General features: G+C 35.3%; 15 protein-coding genes. All 15 read right to left on the bottom strand.

Translation table 11 applies throughout. The features are described 5' to 3' along the window. Positions 1-35: 35 nt before the first annotated feature. Complete coding sequence (locus ACOSV2_RS21285) at positions 36-1,505, bottom strand: nicotinate phosphoribosyltransferase (protein WP_428976791.1); 1,470 nt, start codon at positions 1,503-1,505, stop codon at positions 36-38. 170 nt (positions 1,506-1,675) lie between these two features. After that, positions 1,676-2,569 (bottom strand): sporulation protein, encoded by an 894-nt coding sequence (locus ACOSV2_RS21280; RefSeq protein WP_428976790.1) that lies wholly within the window; start codon positions 2,567-2,569, stop codon positions 1,676-1,678. 133 nt (positions 2,570-2,702) lie between these two features. After that, on the bottom strand, positions 2,703-3,281 hold the full coding sequence (locus ACOSV2_RS21275) for a hypothetical protein (RefSeq protein WP_428976789.1): 579 nt from the start codon (positions 3,279-3,281) through the stop codon (positions 2,703-2,705). A 561-nt stretch (positions 3,282-3,842) separates the two neighbouring features. Next, positions 3,843-5,036, bottom strand: a complete 1,194-nt coding sequence (locus tag ACOSV2_RS21270) for an alanyl-tRNA editing protein (RefSeq protein ID WP_428976788.1) — start codon at positions 5,034-5,036, stop codon at positions 3,843-3,845. Between the two features lie 64 nt (positions 5,037-5,100). Beyond that, positions 5,101-5,253, bottom strand: a complete 153-nt coding sequence (locus ACOSV2_RS21265) for a hypothetical protein (protein WP_428976787.1) — start codon at positions 5,251-5,253, stop codon at positions 5,101-5,103. A 474-nt stretch (positions 5,254-5,727) separates the two neighbouring features. Beyond that, a complete protein-coding gene (locus tag ACOSV2_RS21260) occupies positions 5,728-9,522 on the bottom strand; it encodes a hypothetical protein (RefSeq protein ID WP_428976786.1) in 3,795 nt (1,264 codons plus the stop codon). Positions 9,523-9,923: 401 nt separating this feature from the next. Further along, positions 9,924-11,327 carry a hypothetical protein gene (locus ACOSV2_RS21255; protein WP_428976785.1) on the bottom strand — a complete coding sequence of 468 codons (1,404 nt, stop codon included), beginning with the start codon at positions 11,325-11,327 and terminating at the stop codon, positions 9,924-9,926. Between the two features lie 273 nt (positions 11,328-11,600). After that, the gene (locus tag ACOSV2_RS21250; protein ID WP_428976784.1) at positions 11,601-12,923 is read right to left on the bottom strand and encodes a hypothetical protein; all 1,323 of its coding nucleotides are present in this window, start codon (positions 12,921-12,923) and stop codon (positions 11,601-11,603) included. Continuing rightward, complete coding sequence (locus ACOSV2_RS21245; protein WP_428976783.1) at positions 12,920-14,758, bottom strand: AAA family ATPase; 1,839 nt, start codon at positions 14,756-14,758, stop codon at positions 12,920-12,922. Before ACOSV2_RS21245 ends, ACOSV2_RS21250 begins: the two co-directional genes overlap by 4 nt. A gap of 58 nt (positions 14,759-14,816) precedes the next feature. Further along, the gene (locus tag ACOSV2_RS21240) at positions 14,817-15,044 is read right to left on the bottom strand and encodes a hypothetical protein (protein WP_428976782.1); all 228 of its coding nucleotides are present in this window, start codon (positions 15,042-15,044) and stop codon (positions 14,817-14,819) included. 106 nt (positions 15,045-15,150) lie between these two features. Further along, positions 15,151-15,546 carry a hypothetical protein gene (locus ACOSV2_RS21235; RefSeq protein ID WP_428976781.1) on the bottom strand — a complete coding sequence of 132 codons (396 nt, stop codon included), beginning with the start codon at positions 15,544-15,546 and terminating at the stop codon, positions 15,151-15,153. Further along, entirely contained in the window at positions 15,539-16,135 is a 597-nt protein-coding gene (locus tag ACOSV2_RS21230) for a hypothetical protein (protein WP_428976780.1), read from the bottom strand. The genes ACOSV2_RS21235 and ACOSV2_RS21230 overlap by 8 nt, the downstream gene beginning before the upstream one ends. 96 nt (positions 16,136-16,231) lie before the next feature. Next, positions 16,232-19,570, bottom strand: coding sequence for a DEAD/DEAH box helicase family protein (locus tag ACOSV2_RS21225; protein ID WP_428976779.1), 3,339 nt, complete (start codon positions 19,568-19,570; stop codon positions 16,232-16,234). A 13-nt stretch (positions 19,571-19,583) separates the two neighbouring features. After that, positions 19,584-20,729 carry a restriction endonuclease subunit S gene (locus tag ACOSV2_RS21220; protein WP_428976778.1) on the bottom strand — a complete coding sequence of 382 codons (1,146 nt, stop codon included), beginning with the start codon at positions 20,727-20,729 and terminating at the stop codon, positions 19,584-19,586. Continuing rightward, the gene (locus ACOSV2_RS21215) at positions 20,726-22,183 is read right to left on the bottom strand and encodes a type I restriction-modification system subunit M (RefSeq protein WP_060674643.1); all 1,458 of its coding nucleotides are present in this window, start codon (positions 22,181-22,183) and stop codon (positions 20,726-20,728) included. The genes ACOSV2_RS21220 and ACOSV2_RS21215 overlap by 4 nt, the downstream gene beginning before the upstream one ends. Between the last annotated feature and the right edge of the window lie 3 nt (positions 22,184-22,186).

Below are 22,186 nucleotides of genomic sequence, written 5' to 3'. Positions count from 1 at the left end.
CTCGATCTGATTAATTTACCCATCTTTTAGAGGGCTTACAGCGTTTTGTTGAATTTCTCTTTTACATTTGCCTTAACCTTTTGAATCAGATTCATTTTGTTCGTCCAGCATTCTTCACTTAAATCCACGGGGTATCCCTCTGGGTTCATGGAACGTTTATACTCGTCCCACAGCAGGTCGAGGTTTTCATTCACAAAGGACCTCATTGATTCTAATGATGGAGATGTATAAACCAGCTCCCCGTCTTTAAAAATATCCTCGTGAAGCTCTCTCGCTTCAAAGTTGGTGATGAATTTACTAATATAGGTATGCACAGGGTGAAACATTTTCAGTCGGCTTTCATTTTGAGGATCTTCATGCTCTAAGGCTATATATTCCCCTTCTGATTTACGATTAACCGTATTGATGATACGATAAACCTTTTTGAGTCCAGGTGTTGAGACTTTCTCAGCATTACTGGATATTTTAATCGTATCTTCCATTTCCCCCGACTCGTTTTCGATGGAAGCGAGTTTATATACGGCTCCTAGTGCAGGCTGATCATACGCTGTTATCAGCTTCGTCCCCACACCCCACACATCAATCCGGGCTCCTTGGGCTTTTAAATTCAGAATCGTATATTCATCCAGATCATTTGACGCAATGATCTTGGTTTCGGTAAAACCTGCTTCATCAAGCATTTTACGGGCTTTCTTGGATAAGTAAGCCATATCACCACTGTCCAAACGAATACCCTTAAAATTAATCCGGTCGCCAAGCTCTTTTGCTACCTGGATGGCCGTGGGTACACCCGATTTCAATGTGTCGTAGGTATCCACTAAGAACACACAGTCCTTGTGGCTCTCAGCATATTTATGGAAGGCTTGATAGTCATCCTGATAAGCCTGAACCATTGAATGGGCATGGGTGCCTGATACCGGCATCCCAAATAACTTACCCGCCCGAACATTACTCGTCGCATCAAAACCGCCAATATAAGCAGCCCGCGTCCCCCAAATGGCCGCATCCAGCTCATGGGCCCGTCTCGTCCCAAACTCCATCACGACTTCATCCCGGACCACTTGCTTAATTCGATTCGCCTTCGTCGCAATCAGGGTTTGATAGTTCACGATATTTAAGATCGCCGTCTCCAGTAACTGAGCTTGTGCCAAGGGAGCCTCCACACGGATAAGAGGAACATTCCCGAACGCAATCTCCCCTTCCTGCATCGAACGTATCGTCCCCGTAAATCGAAGTTCCGCTAAGTACTGAAGGAACTCCTCTTCATAGCCCAATTCCCTTAAATACTCAAGATCACTCTCAGAGAAATGAAACTTTTTCACATATTCAATGATCCGTTCAAGCCCGGCAAACACCGCATATCCATTCCCAAAAGGCAGCTTTCGAAAGAACACTTCAAAAACAGCCTTTCGATTATGGAAATCATCATCCCAATACGCCTTCGTCATATTAATCTGATACAAATCTGTATGTAAAGCTAAACTATCATCCGCATAGTGCGTCATGTATTTCTCTCCTTTAAGCTGAAGCCATTTGTCGAACATGTAATGTCTTTTCTATTTTAACCAATTTTGGGTGGGATATCGAATGTTTTGGGTTGAAAAGAACGGACATGGGGTGCATGTCCGTTCTTTAATATACGTAGCATTTGATTTAAACAAACGTTTGATTAAATTCAATTGCCCCGTAACTCTACTGGTTCTTCAGCCTTTTTAAGAAGGTCGAGTATTTTGGACGCAATCTCCTCTTCCATTTCGAGCTCTTCATTTGAAAAGCTTATTTTGTGAATGACTTCGTCCATCCCTCTCTCCCTAAGAGCCTCTCTCTCAAAATAACCACCAATATTTTTTCTTATAAAGTATTGCAATTCGACATAAAGGTCCAGTCCTTCAGGATGAATGTCATAAATAATCTCAATCTCTTTATACTTTTCCTTAAACTCATCAGGGGGGAAGAACTCCAGCTCATGGACAAGTGGAACGGAACGTTTTGATAACATGGGGTATAGTGGATGATTGAGAATCCGTTTATCAATGACGAATCTCCCACCAAAACCAGAATAATAAATGACCTCTTCCCGATTTGTTTTCAATAATCCCAATCGTTCAATTAGGATTTTATTTACTTTCGTCGTGATTGGATGAGGGTTCACGTTGATAAAATCAAGATCACGAGGATCTAATTTATACGCAATGTCTACATCTGTTTGAATCCAGCACTGGCGCTTTCCAATATTATGAGGGACGTACAGGGGAACGGTCATTGAAAAGGGCACGGTCACTTCATCTGCATTTCTTTGTTCCTCGGTTAACCTTATTTCCACCGAGTGTAAAGGCAGATTACTGATATGATTATCCATTGTCATAAACTGTTGCAAAAGGGAAACATTGATGCGTTCAATCTCTTGTAATCCTTTTTTGCTTCTCAGTGCAACCTTACCTACCAACTCTTCACCTGGTGTAATCGCATCCGTCGCCAATATGGTATCAACCATTATTGACCCTATGGTTCTGGAAATTTTCTTTTTGAATTTCGCTTTATTCAAGGCTTTTTTGTGTTTGTTCAGCATTCAAGGTCTCCCCCTTTATTTTTATGTATATAGCATAAAAAACACAATGAGTAGAATCTTCTAAAGTACCTAAATACGATCTATATGTAGACAAGCTTGATATGAATTACAACTTACTCGTGGGATATTAAGTTTATTTCGACAATATAGCTTTCGGATGCTTCAAAAAAGCAGGCAATGTTATTTGCAATAGAGCCGACATTAAATATAGCACTGAGCCATATGAAATATTCTTATTAAAATCATTTGCATTTCCGATAATGATAAACATTGGACCAACAGTTATGCAGATAAAGACTACAATATGAAAGGCCACGCTAACCCTATTTTCGAAAGTCTTTGAAAAGGCTTGAAAAATATTCTCCTTTAAGAGAGTTGTAATAATAAAGCCCGCTCCCCAAATCCCTAATAAGAAAAACCATATGGAATTTCCTTCTTGCCAGAAGTATTTAATAAGCGGCTGGGCAAACAAAAAGGAAAGACTAAAAACCAAACAATAGCTTTGTATAGAAAAATACCTCACTTTAAGTTCCACTAGTCTCCAAGAAACCACAATAATGATGACCAATATGCTAGACACAACACTGTTCATTATGAATTGTGGAGTATACCATTCTGGTAAAGCACTAAATAAAAATGTAACAATCATTATAGAAACCGTTACATGTAGAATCCTGCTTTCTTTAAAAGAAAGGTTGTTTTTCTCATCCAAAAATATATCACCCAATCTCGATTTCAATTTATCTCCTAGCTCTTTTTCAAATTTTCTTTGCCGAATTCTCTATAGAATCAGATGCTTTTTTTATCCTGTTCGAATACTCCGTTTGAGTGCCTTTCCTTGTATGGATTTCATAATAAAGAAATTACCGGAACCTATTAAGCTCCCCCAATTGTAGTACCTGCGTCTGGAACCAACGAACCAATGGCTTAGCAAAATGAGACTAACATTATACAAACCTTAAGAAACAGCAACTTTAATAGTTTTATGATATTTATATCTTCAAACCTTCGCTTCCCATTCCCATTAACCACATTAACGAACGACACCCGTTAATGTTTCATAATTGCGTTGAAATAAGACTTAAGACCTCCAGATGTTCATTATCACAGAACTAATGACCTAGACATTATAAAAGGTTATTTCCCTTATCTAAAGGAAAATAACCTTTTAATTCCAACTTTATGCATTATTTGTAATTATTCATATATTAAATTGCAAGTTATTTCAATGATTAGTTTTCATGTCTTTTTCACCCAATGAAATATTTTTCAACTATAGCTGATTCACCAACGTCTCAAGAAGCTCTTCCCTACTCATAACAACTTCTCCCCCACCTTGAACGAACGACTTATTCCCTCCACCTTTCCCGTTGATCAACGGGAAGACCTTTTGCGCGACCTCTCGTAGGTTGGCGCTCGGTGAGGAACCCTTCGCCGCTACGAGCTGAAGCTTATGATCATTTTGAACAACCAATAACACAATTGCTTCTTCTCTCTTAGCGACGATATGCTGTGCGATTTTTTGAAGCTCTTGGATGGAGCGGTCCGAGTAAGCTTTTTTGATTAATGTATAGCCTTCTTGTGAAGTTCCCTCCCCAAGTAATCCTTGTGCTTCATACGTTAAGAGAACCTCTTTCAACCCTTCTAATGCTTTCTCTTGTTCTTTTTGCTTGGCAACCATTCGCTCGACGGTCGGTACCATATTTTCTTCAGGCGCCTGCAGCACAACGGTTAGCTCTTTCAGTAGTCCATGCTTACGGTGTAATTGATTCAGTACCCGGTCCCCACATACAAACTGCAATCGAATATGGCCTTTATGCTTTTCCCAATCGAGTATCTTAATCGCCCCGACTTCACTCGTAGAACGCGGATGTGTACCTCCACATCCGTTGTAATCAAAATCCGGTATCATCACTAATCTGATATCGTCGGTGACGGTTGGCTGCTTTCTTAATGGATATTGGGACAATTCCGCTTCTGTTACCCATCTTGTTTCAATATATCTGCTCTCTCGAATGACACGGTTCGCTAATGCCTCTGCTTCCAGAGCTTCCGATTCAGTTAAATCACTCACGTCCAAATCGATGGTTAAAACCTCCTTCCCTAAGTGAAAACTGACCGTCTCATATAGTAATGCTTCCGCAAATGCTGCAGACAGGATATGCTGCCCTGCGTGCTGCTGCATATGATCAAAGCGTCTGTCCCAATCGATCTGTCCTTTTACGTCCCCTGAAATATCTTCAAATGGTTCTTCTATGTAATGACGGATCTCTCCGTTCACTTCTTCCACATTGATAATCCGCTTATCCTTTAATGTTCCCGTATCATGGGGCTGGCCACCGCCTGTTGGATAGAAAGCTGTTTCTTCTAATACGACGTACCAGCCTGAATCATCCTGCCGTTGATCCTGTATGGATGTTTGAAAGGTTTTCATATAGGCATCTTGATAGTATTGTTTGACTGTCATCGGTAACCCTCTTTCTGAACTGTTGTATCCATACTTTATCATAAGAGGGATGGATAGAACCATTTCAGTCCCTTTGGTTCTTATCCATGGATATCGGTACCGTCCCTACTTGTTCCCAGGGGATTCCCCATCGCCTTTCGAATTCTTCCTTTGCCCGTTCGTCTCCTTCAATGACTCGTTCTACCAGCGTTCTGAGTTTCATGGTTAAATAGTTCATGTTATCACCTGCTTTAGTTTAGTAAAAAGTAGAAGTCACATGGAGCATACGTAAATAGTTTCATTACGGATGTCTTTTTATCATACTTTTTACCTATCAGGTGATTTTCTAAACTCGTCAACTCTCTCTGAACGCAAAAAAAGTGGTCACTCCATAAGGAATGACCACTTTTATCTGGATTGCTCCAGAGAATGGGGATGATGATTACATCATGCCGCCCCTAAGGTGAGAGTGTGTAATATCTTTAACTTAATGTGCGTAAAGTGCGATAAATCAAGGTTTTGTTAAATTCTTACTGTAACATCTTTAACGGGATTTTACTGTTTTTCACTGGATTGCGTTAGCAAAATGTTAGCAAACCAAAACAATTATGTTACCGTTCCGTTTTTCATACCATCCTCACCTAGAGAGTACTCGCTAGAAAACATTTAAGAAGTGTCTTAAAAAAGACCTCAAAAAATTATCTTCCCTTAATCACTCAAAACGTTCATTTTTTTGTCTTTCCATGTTCAATTCATTATCCCTTGTACGATGAATAACTTCTTTAAACTTCTCTTCTTCCTCCGTTGCCCATTGCTTAATAACCAGGTTGCTGTGCTTTTTCAGTTTAGTTATTAAGCACAAGAAACTTTGTAACCTATCTGCACGAGAACCCCACCATGTTCTTGGGTGAAATGATTTTTTAAATATATTTAATATTAACACCGGGTCATAAAAACTATCCATTATCCACCTAGCTAAAGGTGTCCACTCCATTGAACTATCTTTAGTAATTTGTTGAAAAGGCTTTATGACACGTGCAATAACTGGATAACGAGTTGTTGAACTGACTTCACACCATTTTTTAATAATATCGTCATTTATATTTGATAGCACTTTCCCTTCTCTAGAAAGTGCTTCGGTTAACCAACCATCCAGCTTTTGCTCTTCACCTAAAAATTCATTAAGGAATACTTCAGGCTGTGTCTCGGATAAAGAAGACAAAACCCCTTGAAAATCTGATGGGAAAATTTCAAATTTTTCATATCCATTTGCAAGCTTTTCACACAATCTCCTAGCGTTTTCTTTTCCGGATGCCCCCTTTAAACAATATTGAATAATTCTTGATAATTCATAATCATAGTGGGCTTTGTTATTGTCTTCTTTTGAAAATTTATATTCTAACAAAAGTTTCTGGCCGGCATATAATATACAACCACTAATAGGAGTTTCTTTTGAAATACCATGTAATCTCATGTTTAATATTTCAATGGATACTTCTAGTCCATTTTCTTTTTGTGATATTAATTCTAATAATTCCGTAAGATCTTCATCATTTATAGTTTCATGAACTCTACCATATGCTATATTTTTATATTGCCAAATAGGAGCTTCTCCATATTCAAGTGATTGTCTTAATCTACTTACACCACGAGAGTCAATCTTTACACTTATTTGTAATAATGGAAAAATAGGAGCTAGAATTGGATCCTTTACGGATTGATCAAGTATTTCTTGTGTAAAGGAAAAATCAATTTCTGATAATCTATTTAAAAAGCCTCGGAGTACTTGATAGTTGCGTTTTGAAGCATCTATATAGGATAACTTATTACAAAAACGAATCCATGTTTCTTCATGATTGGTAGAACCGTCTGCTATTCCTTGCCCAAGACTAAATAGTCCAGGCCCATTATTACTCAGAATGTCCAACAATAATCCACTTAAAGTTTCCTCATGGGACCCAACCGCACTCCCAATTTGATGAATCTTCTGCTCTACAGTTGTATATTCATCATTATCTATATCATTAACAGCATCGACCAAATCATAAATGCTTCTTCCTGACATTGAATAGAATTTTGCTTGTTCTATTAAAGATCTCGGCTCCAAAAGCACTATTAATTCATTTAATCTTTTGTATACCTCTGGCTCCATATTCTCTCCATCAAATCTCATGGTTGTTTTTACGGCTAACCAGCCTTCTCTCCAAGGGCTTTTTGAAGAAATAATTTTTGAGACATCTTCAAGTTCACCATATAATCTTCCATTTACCCAAAGCCCTCTAAAATTTGTGGCCAGTAATTCTCTTGCTTTAAAAGCAAAAGGGCTTTCTGAATTTGCCACTTTAAGAGAGTAATCAATAAAAAATTTGTACCATTTTTGTATTTCAAATCTGTTTGTTGGTTTATATCCATAATCTCTAGGTCGTGCTCCAAATTCAAAGATGTAAGATGAACTAAAATGAGTTGTTACTAAAGCTGCATCCAATAACGAGACTCCTAAATCAACTTCATCTTCAATATCGGATTCTATTAATTTCTTTATTGTAATTAGTCTTTGATCTGCCGAAGCATGGGTCCCGGAAAGATAAATATAAAAAAGAGACTTTAGTAAATTTCTAATGGAATTTACATTTTCATTTGGTTTCTCCGAAAGTGCAAACTTGCAAAGTAAATTAGTTGAGCGAATAAATAAATGTTTATCATAGGCCAAAGATCTAAGAAGATTTGTAAATTCATTATAGAAAGCATTGTCTCGCGTAAAAAACTTTTTATTCTTACTAGACTTAATTACTCTTTCTATTGCAGAAAGTGTTAGTTCTGGATTTAATGGAGCAATATTTCTGAGCAGTGTTACTCCCAACTCGTTAAGATTACTTACATCTCCGAGTAATCCATCTTCCATCAACCATCTTTTAGATACTTTGAGAGCTTCTTCACTTTCATGTAGATAACTTAATCTTCTAGAGAATGATTTTAAAATCCTCTCATTACCTCTGTTTTCAAATAGGCTACATATTTTTTCAATTGGTATGTTTTCTAGAGCTCTTTGAGCGAGTTTGTTAGCAATTGCATGGGGAAGTACTGCACGCCACTCCCCCCGCTTTTGAACCAGATCACGCCGCATTAACTCACTTACATTACTATACATTTCTTGAACACCCATACCTACTAATTCACTTAGCAGTTCTATTTCTGCATACTCAGAAGGTTGTATATTAAATGAGTAAACCAACGAGCACGCCTCTGCTGCTCTTAATAGTGGCATATTGGGCTCATTTCGCTGTTGAAATAAACGAATGAATAAATCATTATCTTTTAACTCTGATAAGTTTTCTCCACGTTTCACTGTGTTTCCCAAGGCAATTGCAATCCTAGCATTTCCTCCAGAAAAGTTTGAAATACTCCGTGCATCTACTTCTGTTATATGACTAAATCTTTTTAAAATGACTTTTTCGACTAAATCAATGGAAGCTGGTTCTAAGCGAAAAACCTCGGTTTCTTCTGGTTGGTCATCACTAACATCATATTCAACTGTTATTAGACTTACTAAGCTATTGGGCTTCGAACATATTAGACCCAATCGCCTATGCAGATCTGGTGGACAATTATCTACTGCAAGAATAAATCGAGATTTTAGAGCAACTAGTCTTTCAGCAAAGTTAATAGGGTCTGGGTTCGGGCTGTCACTAATATCCGTGTAAATTACTAATGATTTGTTTAAGGGATTTTCTCCTATTCTTTCATCAAACAATGCTTGTAGTAATCTTGTTTTTCCTACTCCAGAAAGACCTACTAAACGAACTGCCGATGCTGGCCTCTGAAGAATATTTCTTATTTCATTTATTCCACCACATGCTGATAAACCTTCTGAATAGGATTTGGGTTCGAAAAATAACCGAACATGTTCATCTAACAAATACTCTTCTTCAACACCTAATGAGCAATTTGCCCAATTCTCATATGTTTTCCATCCTTGTATTGGCCTTCCTACTTTTTCTCTTACCCATAGAACCAAAGCAGGGTGACTACGTACCCAACCAGCAATTCGTTCTCGATCATAGAAATCTACTTTTACATCATCTTTAGTCGGGTAGTCAGACAATGCGTCTAACATAGCTTCCTTACGGTCTTTGAGAGCCGAATCAGCGGTTGAGCCTTGGCTACTAATAATAATATAAGCTCCCTTTGAATCTACTAAATCTTTTATAACTTGTCTAAGCTTACCTTTTGGTCGCATTTCATTAATAATTTCTGCTCTTGGCATATCTGGTTTTTTCACTTGAAAACCCGTTTGAGATTTTGGTATAAAACTATCAGCATGTATAGGAGATAAAAGGTCAACCCTGACATCAATACCACCATCTTTAGCGTTTTGGTGTCCCCCCCATGTCACTCCTGCTGTAGGTAATCCGTAGGTACGAAGTTCAGCCTCACAAAGAAGTCCGATTAGAGATCTTAAATCGCTATCACTTAATTCGGTTATATCTTTACCATCAATTTCAAGCATTCTTCTTAAACCTCCTCCTCCAATAAAAAAAATCCTCTAATAACCATTTTAGATTATTTACTAAAACCACCCTATCTTTTTAGTGAAAGATAATGCAAAAAGAAAGAGGCTCACCAAAAATTTTATTAACTATTGAGAAGCCCCTTTAATATTAATTATCTTTTGTTAGCATTTTGTTATCAATTCGGCCCAAAAACTATATACCAAATGATTGATCAACTATCACATCATGCCATCCCTAAGGCGAGAGTATTTAATATCATATAACCACTAAACCTATTAATCGGATTTTTCTATATCTCTCTGACTTATTTACAATCCATATGGTTTTGAGTGTTTATTAACACATCTCCGGATGTTCAGGACACTTAGGGTTGTGGTTTTCAGTAACTCTTATATATTTAGCTCCTTCTAGCTTCAATATGACCGCCATCCTCTATCCATGAATATAACCATTTGACCTCAATATCGTAATAATCAAAATAATGCACTATGTCTTTTATGTTGGAATATCCATACCAGTCATATTTATGAACAAGTTCCACGTTATTTTTTGAAATACTAGATAATTCTTCCTTATCCGAATCACTTAGTAATACTGACGCTAGAAATAATGGTATACTATTTTCCTCATTTATTGGTACTTCAATCAACGGCTTGGATAGTACTTGACCTAATTCAGTTAAGCTAAATTTACTTCTATTATCAATATAGTAATCTACTAATGATTCCACAGTAATATTTTTATAAGTACCCTCTATTAGGTCTGTACCAGTTATTTTTTGATGCTCATCGGGATTTTTGATGAAATTCATAAGTACTTCGTCTGATGGAGGTAGAGTATTATGAATGAACCCCCAAGCCTCTTTCCAAGAGTCTAAACCCAAATGCGCAGCAATAGCTCTTGCAGTCAAAATTTGAACTTGAGAAATGATCGTTTGAGTGTCAACACTTGAAATGTTGAAGAAAGGAGGGAGTGGCCAGATTAACTTCTCTTTATATGACATTCGACCGTGTGCTATAGAATTTCGTATTTTAACAATTTTATTAATAAAGGAGTATGTTTGGTCGTCTAACATAGAATGCCTTTTTAAAAAATAATTTATCTTTGTAGAGATTGAGGCTTCATCGTTAATTAGTACTTCCTTTAAGATTCTAAATTTATTATTAATAGTATCTTCTCTAGCTTTACCACTTAGATTAAGTATCTCTGAAGAGAATAATGTTAGAAAACTCTTAATCTCTTCATTAGCTTCCACTTTAAAATCATTATAATAACAGCTTACGAGCAATTCTAGAATATGAAAATGCGTTAGAATTGCTTCGTCATGATAAGTATTCACTTCACTTTCAGCAACCATATAAAGTGCTTTTCTCCATCTATCTAATAAAGTAATAATTAACGTTTTAAAACGTTTATCTTTAAACTTCTCAAGTAATAAATTTAAATCCTTTGAATGATCCATTCCTTCTAAGGAAAAAATGGTGCACTCTATATTCTTAGAAGGATTAATTCCATTTTCTACTATCTGATGTTCACCCTTTTTTAATTCATAAATTGTAAATAGATGTCCCGTAAAATAGCACAAGATACCTTGAACTACTAGTAAATCTGGTCTAGTATAACGTTTTATTTCCAATAGACTATCAATACTGTCGATTGTTTTAATACATTCAACAATTAGTTGATTGTTTTTAGTATAAACAGTTGTATCATTTATTTTAAACTCAACATTAAAGTCATCAATACTTGGTATATCGTAAACATCTTTGTAAAAGATTACTCTTTCTTGTTTTTCATCCACTTCAGTCACCACTTTCTATCAAATAGCTATTATTATAAGTCTCAATAATGTTCAGGATATGTCTGTATGCGTGCGTTTTTTAAGCAATATTTGAATTCTTTAGTTTATATTATTCAGCAAAAAACTCAGTATCATGATATAAAAGGTTCGAAAAGTCATCGTGTTTTTTTATCTTTTCCTGTTGATAATTTCGCTAATATCGCCCTTTTATAAAAGTGAAGGCGTTACTTATTTCTCCTACAAATAAAATAATTCGAGTCAAAATTGTAGTCTTCATTTACACCTATTCTCATAGGTTAAACTAAATTCATCCAATCCCCTTGAAGACATAATACTTTCCTTATACTTTGCAATTTTTATTAATTCAGAAGTCGAAGACTTTATTGGCACATCCCCAACACACAGTAGCCCATGTACAGGGATAGGACCACCTAATATGTAATCCCCTTTACTGTCCTTAACCAGATGCAAATAATCTAACAACTCTTCTAGGCCAGTAATTGCATAATCGATTCTCGAAGTATTCTTTACCTCACCAATAATTATTTTTACAATCTTAGAAGTCTGTCTATCAGATACCTCCAGTAAAAAATCAGGACGACCTTGCCATAGAAAGTCAGATGTGCTTCTTCCAAACAACTCATATGCCAAGATATTCGCTCTTGTAAATGATTGATATTTCCGATTTAGATAAGCATTACTACTGTCAGATATTTCATCAATCGATATACTGAATTTCACTTTACCCGAACCAGTTGAATCGTGATAAAGTTTAAAAATATAAGACTCAGTGTCCCAAGAGGCTACTAGGTTTTGTGATCCGTCCATTAAATGAAGCTGGCTTTCATCGGTGTTACTCTTAATCAGTTGTATAACCCAATAAAGTTCAAATAATAAATCTATTTTATCAGGTGCTATAAATGTTTCTTGAAGAACATTCTTAATGTCTTGTTCGCTATACTTTCCATTCATTAACTTCCGATAAGATGCTAATAATTTTGCAGCGTTTCGATACAACTTATTTCGATGACTTAATGTCTTTTCTATAATTCGATCGGATACTGAAAAAGAATCTACACGTTGTAAGTAAATATTCTTTTTGTATGTATGGGCTAAGTAACTTTTTATACCTTGCCACTCTGCAAACCATTCTCTATTTTCAAATCCCTTAATATAATTGTCTTTAAATAAAACATTGTATAGTATTCTCAATAGTTCTTTAAGAACTAAGTTCTCAGGAGTATTATAAGAACGGATATTTTCATTTATCGAATACACTATTTTATCCTTTGGATTACGCTCCACCCGTTCTTTTATTGTCTGCGCCCAATCAATTTGCCCTCTTACTTCTCCATAATAAGTTTCATTCTCCAAGATGGTTGTTGTTTTAAAACGTTTTATTAATGTTGGCAGTTCTTTAACAAACTCTTTTGTTTCTTCTCTAAGCAAAAAGCGAATGGTTAACAGTTGTTCAATGTTTGATATATTTGTATTCATCTTGGATATAAATGAATTTAACTTTACTTTTCCTGCCTTTAAATAACCGTGGAGAAATCCAGATATTTCTTCAAGCAATTCATCTTCTTTTACACTCATTCGAATACACCTGTATCAAAGAAATCATCCACAAAGTCATTTAGCTGCTTCAAATCAATTATTGCATCTGTTTCAACAGTCAATTGTGCAATGAACTCTTTTATTTTATTAAAAGGAATCCCTTCAAATTGAGGTAAAACATAAAGAATGATTGCAGAAGTAAAATCGTCGTTATCTAGTGTGTGTTTTGCGATATCCTCAACAATGGCTGGGCCAATTTTTCGATATTTATTAATCAACTTCCATATAGTTACTAGGATATCAGCGTTTGGATATATATACATGTTCCAAGCAGCTAAATATTGTTCAATCAGTTCAATTGTAATATTCTTTGGTATTCCAACCGGAATAAAGGCAAATCTACGCATGAATGCGTAGCTCATCTCATACAAAGAGGCTTTATCAATTGTATTCATTGTCCCAATGATACGCCAATCATTTGGAACTACATATGTATAATTATTTGGTTGGATTGTAGTTAATTTTCCTTGTGGTTTAATCACAATAGTTTCTCCGCTTTTAGACTGGAATGGGAGTGTTACTTCGTCTCCAGTTAAGACAGAAAATAATGAACCAAATGCCTTATCTATATCTGAACGGTTAATTTCATCAATGATTAGCCACGTATTTTTAGGCAGGTGGGTTTCCTTATCTTTTACACAATCCAAGAATATTCCCTCGCAAAAATATAAATTCCCTTGATGATCAGGACGATATCCTCCAATGGTTTCATAAGTGGACCAATTCGAAGCTGCGGTTACCATTTTTGATTGCACACGATGCATTTTACAAATCTTACTAGCTAATTTTGATTTTCCTGTTCCAGGTGGTCCAGTAAAGATAATGTGTTTACCATTCCTTATTGCTGTAGTAATTTGATCTATAAGAACTTCAGGGTTTTCGAATATTAACCCATCGAGGAATGGGGTTACATCAAAATCAACCTGAGGAATCTTAGGGTTGTTTTCAGTGCCATCACCTGTATAAGATGTATTGCCACCATTACCGGTTGAAGATGATTTTGTCTTTTCACTTTCTCTCCATCCTTCAACGATTGGTGTTCTATAAAAATCAATTCTTTCATTTAAATACTTCTCTTGTAACTTTTCTCGAATTAGAAATATCTTTTCGTCTGTGTCAGAAATAGAGCTATCTTCGATTATACTTGAATAAGCCTTTGCTATTTTACTTTTGTGCCCCCAACTAGCAATACGTTCAAATTTATCTGGAAGCAGCAAATGTAGAAAGATATGCTGCATCTGTACTCTTTTCCCTACCGATTTACGAGTTTTTTCTGCAAATTTTTTTAAGTTAAATGCATTTTTTAAGATATCCTCACGTTCTCCTAGAGGTTGCTCTTTAAAATTTCGGGCTACTAAACACAAGAAAGATATCTCAATATACTTACTGGTGTTATAAAATGTACCTGTAGCACCTAACCCTTTCTTTAAACCTTCAAATACTGGTTGTGATGGATCTAGCTTAAGCCCCTTCCATGAAGCAATCATTTCTAATTTGTCCACTTTAGTTTTGTAACTGATTGAACGATTGTAAGGGAAAATATAATAAATAAATATTAATTCAATTGCCAACTTATATATACCTTCAGACTCATTTTCTAGCTGTTTCTTTAATTTGCTATCAAAATTGTCTCCAGACTCATCAGGGTTTTCTACAAATATAGATTTAAATTTATTAATGTTCGTAAGAGTCCAAACAGATTCTCCATCCCATATTAACGATCTATCATTAAGTAGGCATTCATTTTTCCATTTTTCTGCAGCATCATATATAGCTTTTCGATCATTAATTTCTTTTTCAAAATAAATTGCCATGGTTTTCTCCACCTTCTTTAATATAAGTACCTCTGAATTTAATTCCTATTAACCTTCCTTACAAACACTTTTCACTTTGAAATTCAATATATCTTTTTAAAGCAAGCATATAATGCCCTTTTGAACCCTTATATTCTTTTTCAATAGCTGTTTCAATACTGGGAGTTACTACTGATTCCCCGTTATAGATACCCTTGTTAACTAATCCATTAAAACGACCTACGTAATCACGGGCAGATTTCTCACCAAGCTTATATTCATTCATTAAGAACTTTTTAAACTCCATTACTATTTTCCTCCCCTGCTTTTTCTCACTATTTAATCGGTAAACTTTAATTTTTTTTGAAATAAGTTTGATAGGATTTGAAACTTATGATACTCCCCAAATTTTCCTATTCTAAAATTTTTTGAATAAGTTTTACTGATAACAATATAGAGACAAGGAGAAAAGCAATGTTGAAGTACCATATGAAAACAAAAGCAGTTCTTATAAAGTCAAAGTTAAAAAAAGATATCGATGACTGACTTATAGTATTAAAAGCTAAAGGGGTCATAGAATATACCACTATAAAACTCATTGCCAAAACAGGTATCCACTTAATGAGCAAAACATTTTTAATATTCTTTTTTTGTCTTTCTAATGCTTTAGGTTTATCGGTCTCCAATGGTTCGTCTAAAACCATTTTTATTTCCGGATACCTAATACCAAATAAAACAGTTACAAATACTAATAGGATACTTATTGCATCAAAAGAGTCATTTAAGATTGAATTTAACTCATTATTCATCCTCTTGCTCCGTTACAGCTACTTCTTGGTTAATGCCCAATGCGTTGTTTAATAATTCATAGGTATCTTCTGAGATTTGATACTTCCTTGCACTGCCTCTAACTTTAGAAATGGGATCTAATTGCGGTGCATTTGTACTAACTAATCTATTAAGCTCTTCTAACACGTTATCTGATTGTATTACAACATGATAAGTATCATTGTTAAATTCAGATGAGACAATTGTTTGCTGAAGTGTATTTAATATTTCAGATTCCAATTGATACCGAAATCTTGTTCTTACATTTCTTATTAATGCTCTACTTTCTGTCTCTGTTAATTGAAACATAGACGATACCTCTGCCTCTGTTGGAATTCTCCCTTGAAAATAGTGCTTGATTAGATGCAAAAGTCTGTGCTGTTTAATTTCGTCTGCCCTAGTTGGTAACCCTTTACCTAGTAACATTTCTTTGTATTCGGTCAACGCTGCCACTGCAATATTTTTGATTGCTAAATTGAATTCTTCAGTATCGTCAGTTTTAAAAAGTATCTTTAATTTTTCTATTTCTTCTTCCGTCAAATAGTCATTAGTTAGTTGTAAGTTTATCATGTAAACTTCCTCTCCCATTCCACAATATGAATATAAAAAAGGCAACCTAAATAAAGTATCTTTAGGTGCCTTTTCTTAGTAGTAATTTGTTATAAGTTAAGCTCCGGCAATCTCTTCCGAATTTCGATTTATCTCATCAATAACCCCAATAATCTTACGGGCATCGTCCATATTATCCTTAAACAACTCAACAATACTTCCGACTGACTTAAATGGGTCTTGCTGTAACACTTTCTTATCTATTACTCCGTTCTTCACGACATAATCCACAATAAGTTTCACAAACCTACTTTGATAGATATTAAGTTTTTCGTTGGTTAGAAACTCCGAAAAAGCTTCATTTGCTGCTAGAGGATCCAATCCTACAATTTGTCTTACGAGCCTAGTAATAGGAGTATCCCCAAAGTCCTTTTCGTAATCTTCTTTAGTTCCTAGTTCATTCCAAAGAATACTTTCCAACGTCTTTATATCTTGATCAGTAAGCTTCTTGTTATTTCTAAGCTTGTGGATTGCTATTTCATCTCTATGTTGTTGAAGATAGTGATGTACTTTCTTCTTATAATTTTGTAAGTCATTGGTGTGGAAGATCGGACCACTTTCTTTTACCTCTAATACTTGATCTTTGAAGTTTGTGAAGTACATTTTTTGCTTTTCTTTTTCAATAAACTTGATTAGGTCACGTAGTGCTTCACGAACTCTTTCTAATTCAAAGATATCAGCACTTTCCCAGAACTCTTCAGTTAAAACCTTATTAATAATAGGCTTTTGCTCTACTACTTGTGGTATTGTTCCTAATTTAGACAATGCTTCTGCAGTTGTTACCACACTTCGTATTGGCTTAGTAGCATTCTTTGTTTGTAATTTAGCTAACTCAATAGTGTACATTACTAAGTCAAAACGTTTAGCAAACTCGTCATCATTAAATGGTACGATGATATGAGAAACATGCTCTTTAATTTCATTTACTTTCATTACCGTTAATGAGTTCCAATTAGCTTTATTTTTATATTTATGAACATGTTGCAAGTGTTGACGAACTCGGAAATTTTCATCATCCAATGCATTAATGTCGGCAAACACATCATTAATGATTTCGCTACGGTGTGAAATATAATCTTCCGTTTGATATTCGATCCCTTGAAGTTCTTTTATAATTTCAACTTTTGAATTAAACAGTTTTTCCGTCAAACTCTCGGTAGCTTTTCCTTCAATACCCTTCGGATTCTCTCTGAAGAATTCAAAGTTACCGCAATAGTCAAATATTAAGAAATGAGTTTTATCCTGCCCTATCCCCAGTAGGTCTGGGCATAAACGTGTTCCACGACCAATCATTTGCCAGAACTTTGATTTTGACCGGACCTTTTTAAAGAATACTAGGTTAACCACTTCAGGAATATCTACACCAGTATCAAGCATATCAACTGAAACAGCTATCTGAGGCATTTTTTCTTTTGTTGAGAAATCTTCAATTAGGCTTTGGTAATAATTCACGCTATAGTCAATGACTTTCGCAAATTCTCCACCATACTCTGGAAATAAAACATCGAATCTTTCAACTATCTTTAACGCATGTTGGTGATTTTTCGCAAAGAGAATTGTTTTGCCAAGTTTGTCTCCACCTTCAACATGTATTCCCTTTTCCATTAAGTTCTTGAGAACGGTATCAATTGTGTCAGCATTAAAAAGCCACTCATTTAATGCTCCACTATCAATATCATCTCCAACCTCATCTTCAAATGTTTCTTCATATAACTCTTTTTCCTCATCTGATAAATCATCGTAACGGATACCTTCTTCAAGGAATTTCATCCTTGTTTCGATGGTTCTGTAATCAACCAAATATTCATCTTCAACCGCTTTTTCTAACTCGTAAGCATACGTCGGAGTGCCACTTTCCATGTTAAATACCTCATACGTATTTTTATCAATTTCATCTTTTGGGGTAGCAGTCAGTCCAAGCAGCATACCGTCAAAATAGTTGAAAATTGAACGATACTTTTTATATATACTTCTATGAGATTCATCAATAATGATTAAGTCAAAATGACCAATAGTAAATAACTTCTTGCCATCTTTACGTTTGACTTCATCAATGGCATTCATCATAGTTGGATAGGTTGAGAAGACCATACGACTTTCATCAGGATTATCTTTGTTATCCAAGAGGTTACATAACGATAAGCTAGGTAAAAGATTATTAAAGTTTTTCTTTGCCTGAAGTAGAAGTGTTTTACGATCTGCTAGAAACAAAACGTTTTTCACCCAGTTATGGCGAGAAAGGACATCCACAATCGAGATAGCTGTTCTTGTTTTCCCGCTACCTGTCGCCATAACTAGCAGCATCTTTCGCTGATTTCGTTCCAACGCATCGCAAACTGCTAATATTGATTCCTTTTGATAGTAACGATTCGTTATATCATCGTTAATTTCAATATTTTTCAGTTCACGCTTCATTGTGAGGCGATCTATAACAAGCTTTAAATCGGCTTTATTATAGAATCCAGATACCCTTCTTGGTGGATAGGGTTTATGCCAGATATAGGTTTCAAAACCATTGGTATAAAAAATTACGGGACGCTGCCCATATTTTTGTTCAATGCAGTCGGCGTATAGTTTCGCTTGTTGCTTACCGATATTAGGATCTTTTGATGTTCGTTTTGCTTCAACTACACCTATAGGTTTACCATTATCACCAAGCAGTACATAATCAACAAAACCAATACCTTGATTATTCGGCATTCCTGTCACTTCAAATTCCTTTGCAACATCCGTACCGAATTCCCATCCAGCTAATTTTAAATCAAGATCAATATACTTCTGCCTTGTTTCAAACTCACTTATTTCATCAACCTCAAAATCATATTGGTCTGTATTTATTTCCCGTTTAATTGTATTTACCTTTCGAAGCTCTTCATTTTCCTTCATCATTTCTTCTAAACGACGATCTTTAGAGCTTAACTGGTCATATAAGTCTTGTAGCTCTTTTGGTCTTACACGTTTCTCTTTACCATGTTGTAGTAAGGACTCGTCAAACTCCTTCGCAGTATATTCATCTGAGTAACAGTAATCTATCCAAGCTACAAACTGATGTAAATTGTGCAGAGATAATATTGCTTCATCACGATTGATGCTTGCGTTGGAGTGGACTGATACATTTCCCAACTTAACAATGTACTTCAACAAAGGGAGTAAATCATCATCAATGATAGCTAGAAAATTAGAATCGTGAATTAAACTTGATAAATTCTCTTGGTAAGGTACTTTTAATTCACTATCAGAGCTATAAAGCCATTTTACCGCAAGCTCAAGTGCGCGACGTGACAAAATCGCACACGTCGCAGGGCTAACAATAAGAGCTTTCTCTGCTTCTAGGCAGGCATTATTGAAATTTTTATACTTAGGTTTTTCTTTAAGAAAGCCAAAGTTTGTTGCCAATATTACCCCTCCTTTATTTAGTCTTTAAAATTTTTTCTTGGATTGATAATTCTCCTTTAAAGGCTCGTTGCATTATCGAATTAAATAGGTTTTCTAGTTCTCTAAGGGTAGTTAGCAGTAAAGACTTTTCTTGACGTATCCTATGAACGATTGCTGTAAATTCTTGTTGTTTATTTAAAGGTGGATTAGGAATTGGGATTCTCTTTAATTTGACCCCAGTTAAATGTGCGATAGTTGCTTTTGAAGTAAAGTCTTTGAACCCCCCGTTACCTGCAAAATATTGCATCACACTCTGTAGATATTCAGGAGTTGCAAGGTTATTCTTTATTCTTGCTCTATGGAGAGCTTTTTGAAAATAGATGCTCTTATTATCCCATTCCCATATTGCAGTTCTACCAACTTCCCCGCCTTCACAGATAAGTAAATCTCCTTTTTTGAGAGATAGTGTTTCTAATTCTTCATCGAGGAAGTCCATTTGAGGCAGGTCATCTAATATAAAATGTCCCCATTTTACATTTCGATTTGCTAAATATGGTCTTGTGTTTTGCCCTTTTTGTTTTTTTTTATCTAACATTTTTCCTAAACGAGTATCACATATGTCACTAAACTCTAACAGAGTCCATTGTTTAGTATTTCGAAGTGGGTCCCCAAACATCTCTAGAAACACACTTTGTGTTAGTTGGTCTAATACCTCCACTTGTACTTTACGTTTGTCAATTAAGGATTTAGCTTCATTTAGAATATTTACTACCTTTAACTGATATTCTAAAGGAGGAACAGGTATATTTATTTCTCCGATATATTTCTTTGAGATATGTTTAAGTCCGGCACCTCTAAATCCGTTTTCTAATATATGAATATTGCCTCTTAAATAGTAATATATATATTGCATATTTATTAAATCTCGATTGAGAGCTTGTAAAATAAAGCAATCCGTCGATACAGAAAATTGACCTTTTGAAAAATGGATATTAGCATTTCCACCAGTTCCAATTATTATACTTTCACAGTCAACCTCAAAATAATCTAAGAATTTATTTTGTTTATTACTAGATGTGAAAAATGGATATTCACCTTTCAATTTTCCTTCACTAGCTTTTATATTTGATTTGGGTAGAAACTTGAGAAGTTCTGAAATCTTATATTTAATTATTTTCACTTCAACACTTCCTCCAAATTTTTTATCCCATATAAAATTTCATCCTCTAAACCTTTTATTCTTTGAATTAGTTCTTGTGGGGACTCATACTCCACTTCCTCATACTCAATTTCTTTATATTTATCAATAGACAAGTCATAGTCATTTTCACGCAATTCATCAACCTTAACCAAAAAGGATTGCTCTGTTCGTTTTCTTTCTTTTTCATCTTGTAGATTATGAAATCTAGCAATAATATCAGGGATATCATTTTGTTCAATAGGACTTCTCTTATCATCGAGTGAATAGCCGTCTGCTTTCATATCATAGAACCAAACATTGTCAGTACCACCAGCCCCTGTTTTAGTAAAAACCATGATTGCGGTAGATACTCCAGCATAGGGTTTAAAAACACCACTAGGCATTTTAATAATCGCTTCTAGTTTATGAGTATCAATAATTTCTTTTCGAATTTTTTTATGAGCTTTTGAGCTTCCAAATAAGACACCATCTGGTACAACAACAGCGGCACGACCACCAGCTTTTAGAATACGGATGAATAGTGATAGGAATAGGATTTCGGTTTTCTTTGTTTTTGTAAGTTTTAATAATTCGTTTGAAACTCCTTCTTCATCTAATGAACCCTTAAATGGAGGATTTGCTAGTACAAGAGTATATTGTTCTTTATCTTTATTTACTTCTGCTAGAGAATCTCGGTAATCGATATTAGGGTTATCAATGCCGTGAAGCATCATATTCATTGCCCCAATACGCAACATCGTTCTGTCCATATCATTTCCGTAGAACATCGTGTTGTTAAAATGCTCTTTTAAGCCTTGCACTAAAAACAGATCACTTTGGTTTTTTCGTAAATATTCTGCTGCTGATACAAGAAAGCCAGCTGATCCCATTGCCGGATCGATAATGACATCTTCCGGGGTTGGTTTCATAAGTTCCACCATCATATCGATAACGTGGCGTGGTGTGCGAAATTGTCCATTTGTCCCAGAGGTTGCTACTTTTGATAGTAAATACTCATATAAATCACCTTTTGTATCGCGGTCTTTCATAGGAATGTTATCAATACCATCAACAATTTTAGAAAGCATATTAGCCGTAGGTATCATAAACATTGCGTCATTCATGTATTTTGAGTAAGCAGAATCCTCTTTGCCATGTAGGTTCTTAATGAAAGGGAATACTTCTTTTGATACGACTTCATACATTTCTTCAGCTGATCCAATCTGCTTAAAATGACTCCAGCGTAAATGCTGCTTATCTTTAGGGAACAGGCCTTGATGTTCCGTTCCAAGAAACTCTGCTTCCTGCTCTTTCGTTGTCTCTTGTTCATCTAGTCCTTTTATAAATAATAGGTAAGTAAATTGTTCTATTACTGTTAATGGGTTTGTAATTCCCCCAGACCAAAATGTTTCCCATATTTTATCTACTTTATTTCTAATTTCTCCTGTAATCACTTT

This window comes from Rossellomorea sp. DUT-2 (assembly GCF_052665285.1).
The sequence above is the reverse complement of the archived record's forward strand: the minus strand, read 5'-3'. Positions and strand labels throughout refer to the sequence as shown.

Coding starts and splice junctions, on each gene's coding strand:
- ACOSV2_RS21285 (WP_428976791.1), bottom strand. CDS start 1,505: ATGACGCACTATGCGGATGATAGTTTAGCTTTACATACAGATTTGTAT.
- ACOSV2_RS21280 (WP_428976790.1), bottom strand. CDS start 2,569: ATGCTGAACAAACACAAAAAAGCCTTGAATAAAGCGAAATTCAAAAAG.
- ACOSV2_RS21270 (WP_428976788.1), bottom strand. CDS start 5,036: ATGACAGTCAAACAATACTATCAAGATGCCTATATGAAAACCTTTCAA.
- ACOSV2_RS21265 (WP_428976787.1), bottom strand. CDS start 5,253: ATGAACTATTTAACCATGAAACTCAGAACGCTGGTAGAACGAGTCATT.
- ACOSV2_RS21260 (WP_428976786.1), bottom strand. CDS start 9,522: ATGCTTGAAATTGATGGTAAAGATATAACCGAATTAAGTGATAGCGAT.
- ACOSV2_RS21250 (WP_428976784.1), bottom strand. CDS start 12,923: ATGAGTGTAAAAGAAGATGAATTGCTTGAAGAAATATCTGGATTTCTC.
- ACOSV2_RS21245 (WP_428976783.1), bottom strand. CDS start 14,758: ATGGCAATTTATTTTGAAAAAGAAATTAATGATCGAAAAGCTATATAT.
- ACOSV2_RS21240 (WP_428976782.1), bottom strand. CDS start 15,044: ATGGAGTTTAAAAAGTTCTTAATGAATGAATATAAGCTTGGTGAGAAA.
- ACOSV2_RS21235 (WP_428976781.1), bottom strand. CDS start 15,546: ATGAATAATGAGTTAAATTCAATCTTAAATGACTCTTTTGATGCAATA.
- ACOSV2_RS21230 (WP_428976780.1), bottom strand. CDS start 16,135: ATGATAAACTTACAACTAACTAATGACTATTTGACGGAAGAAGAAATA.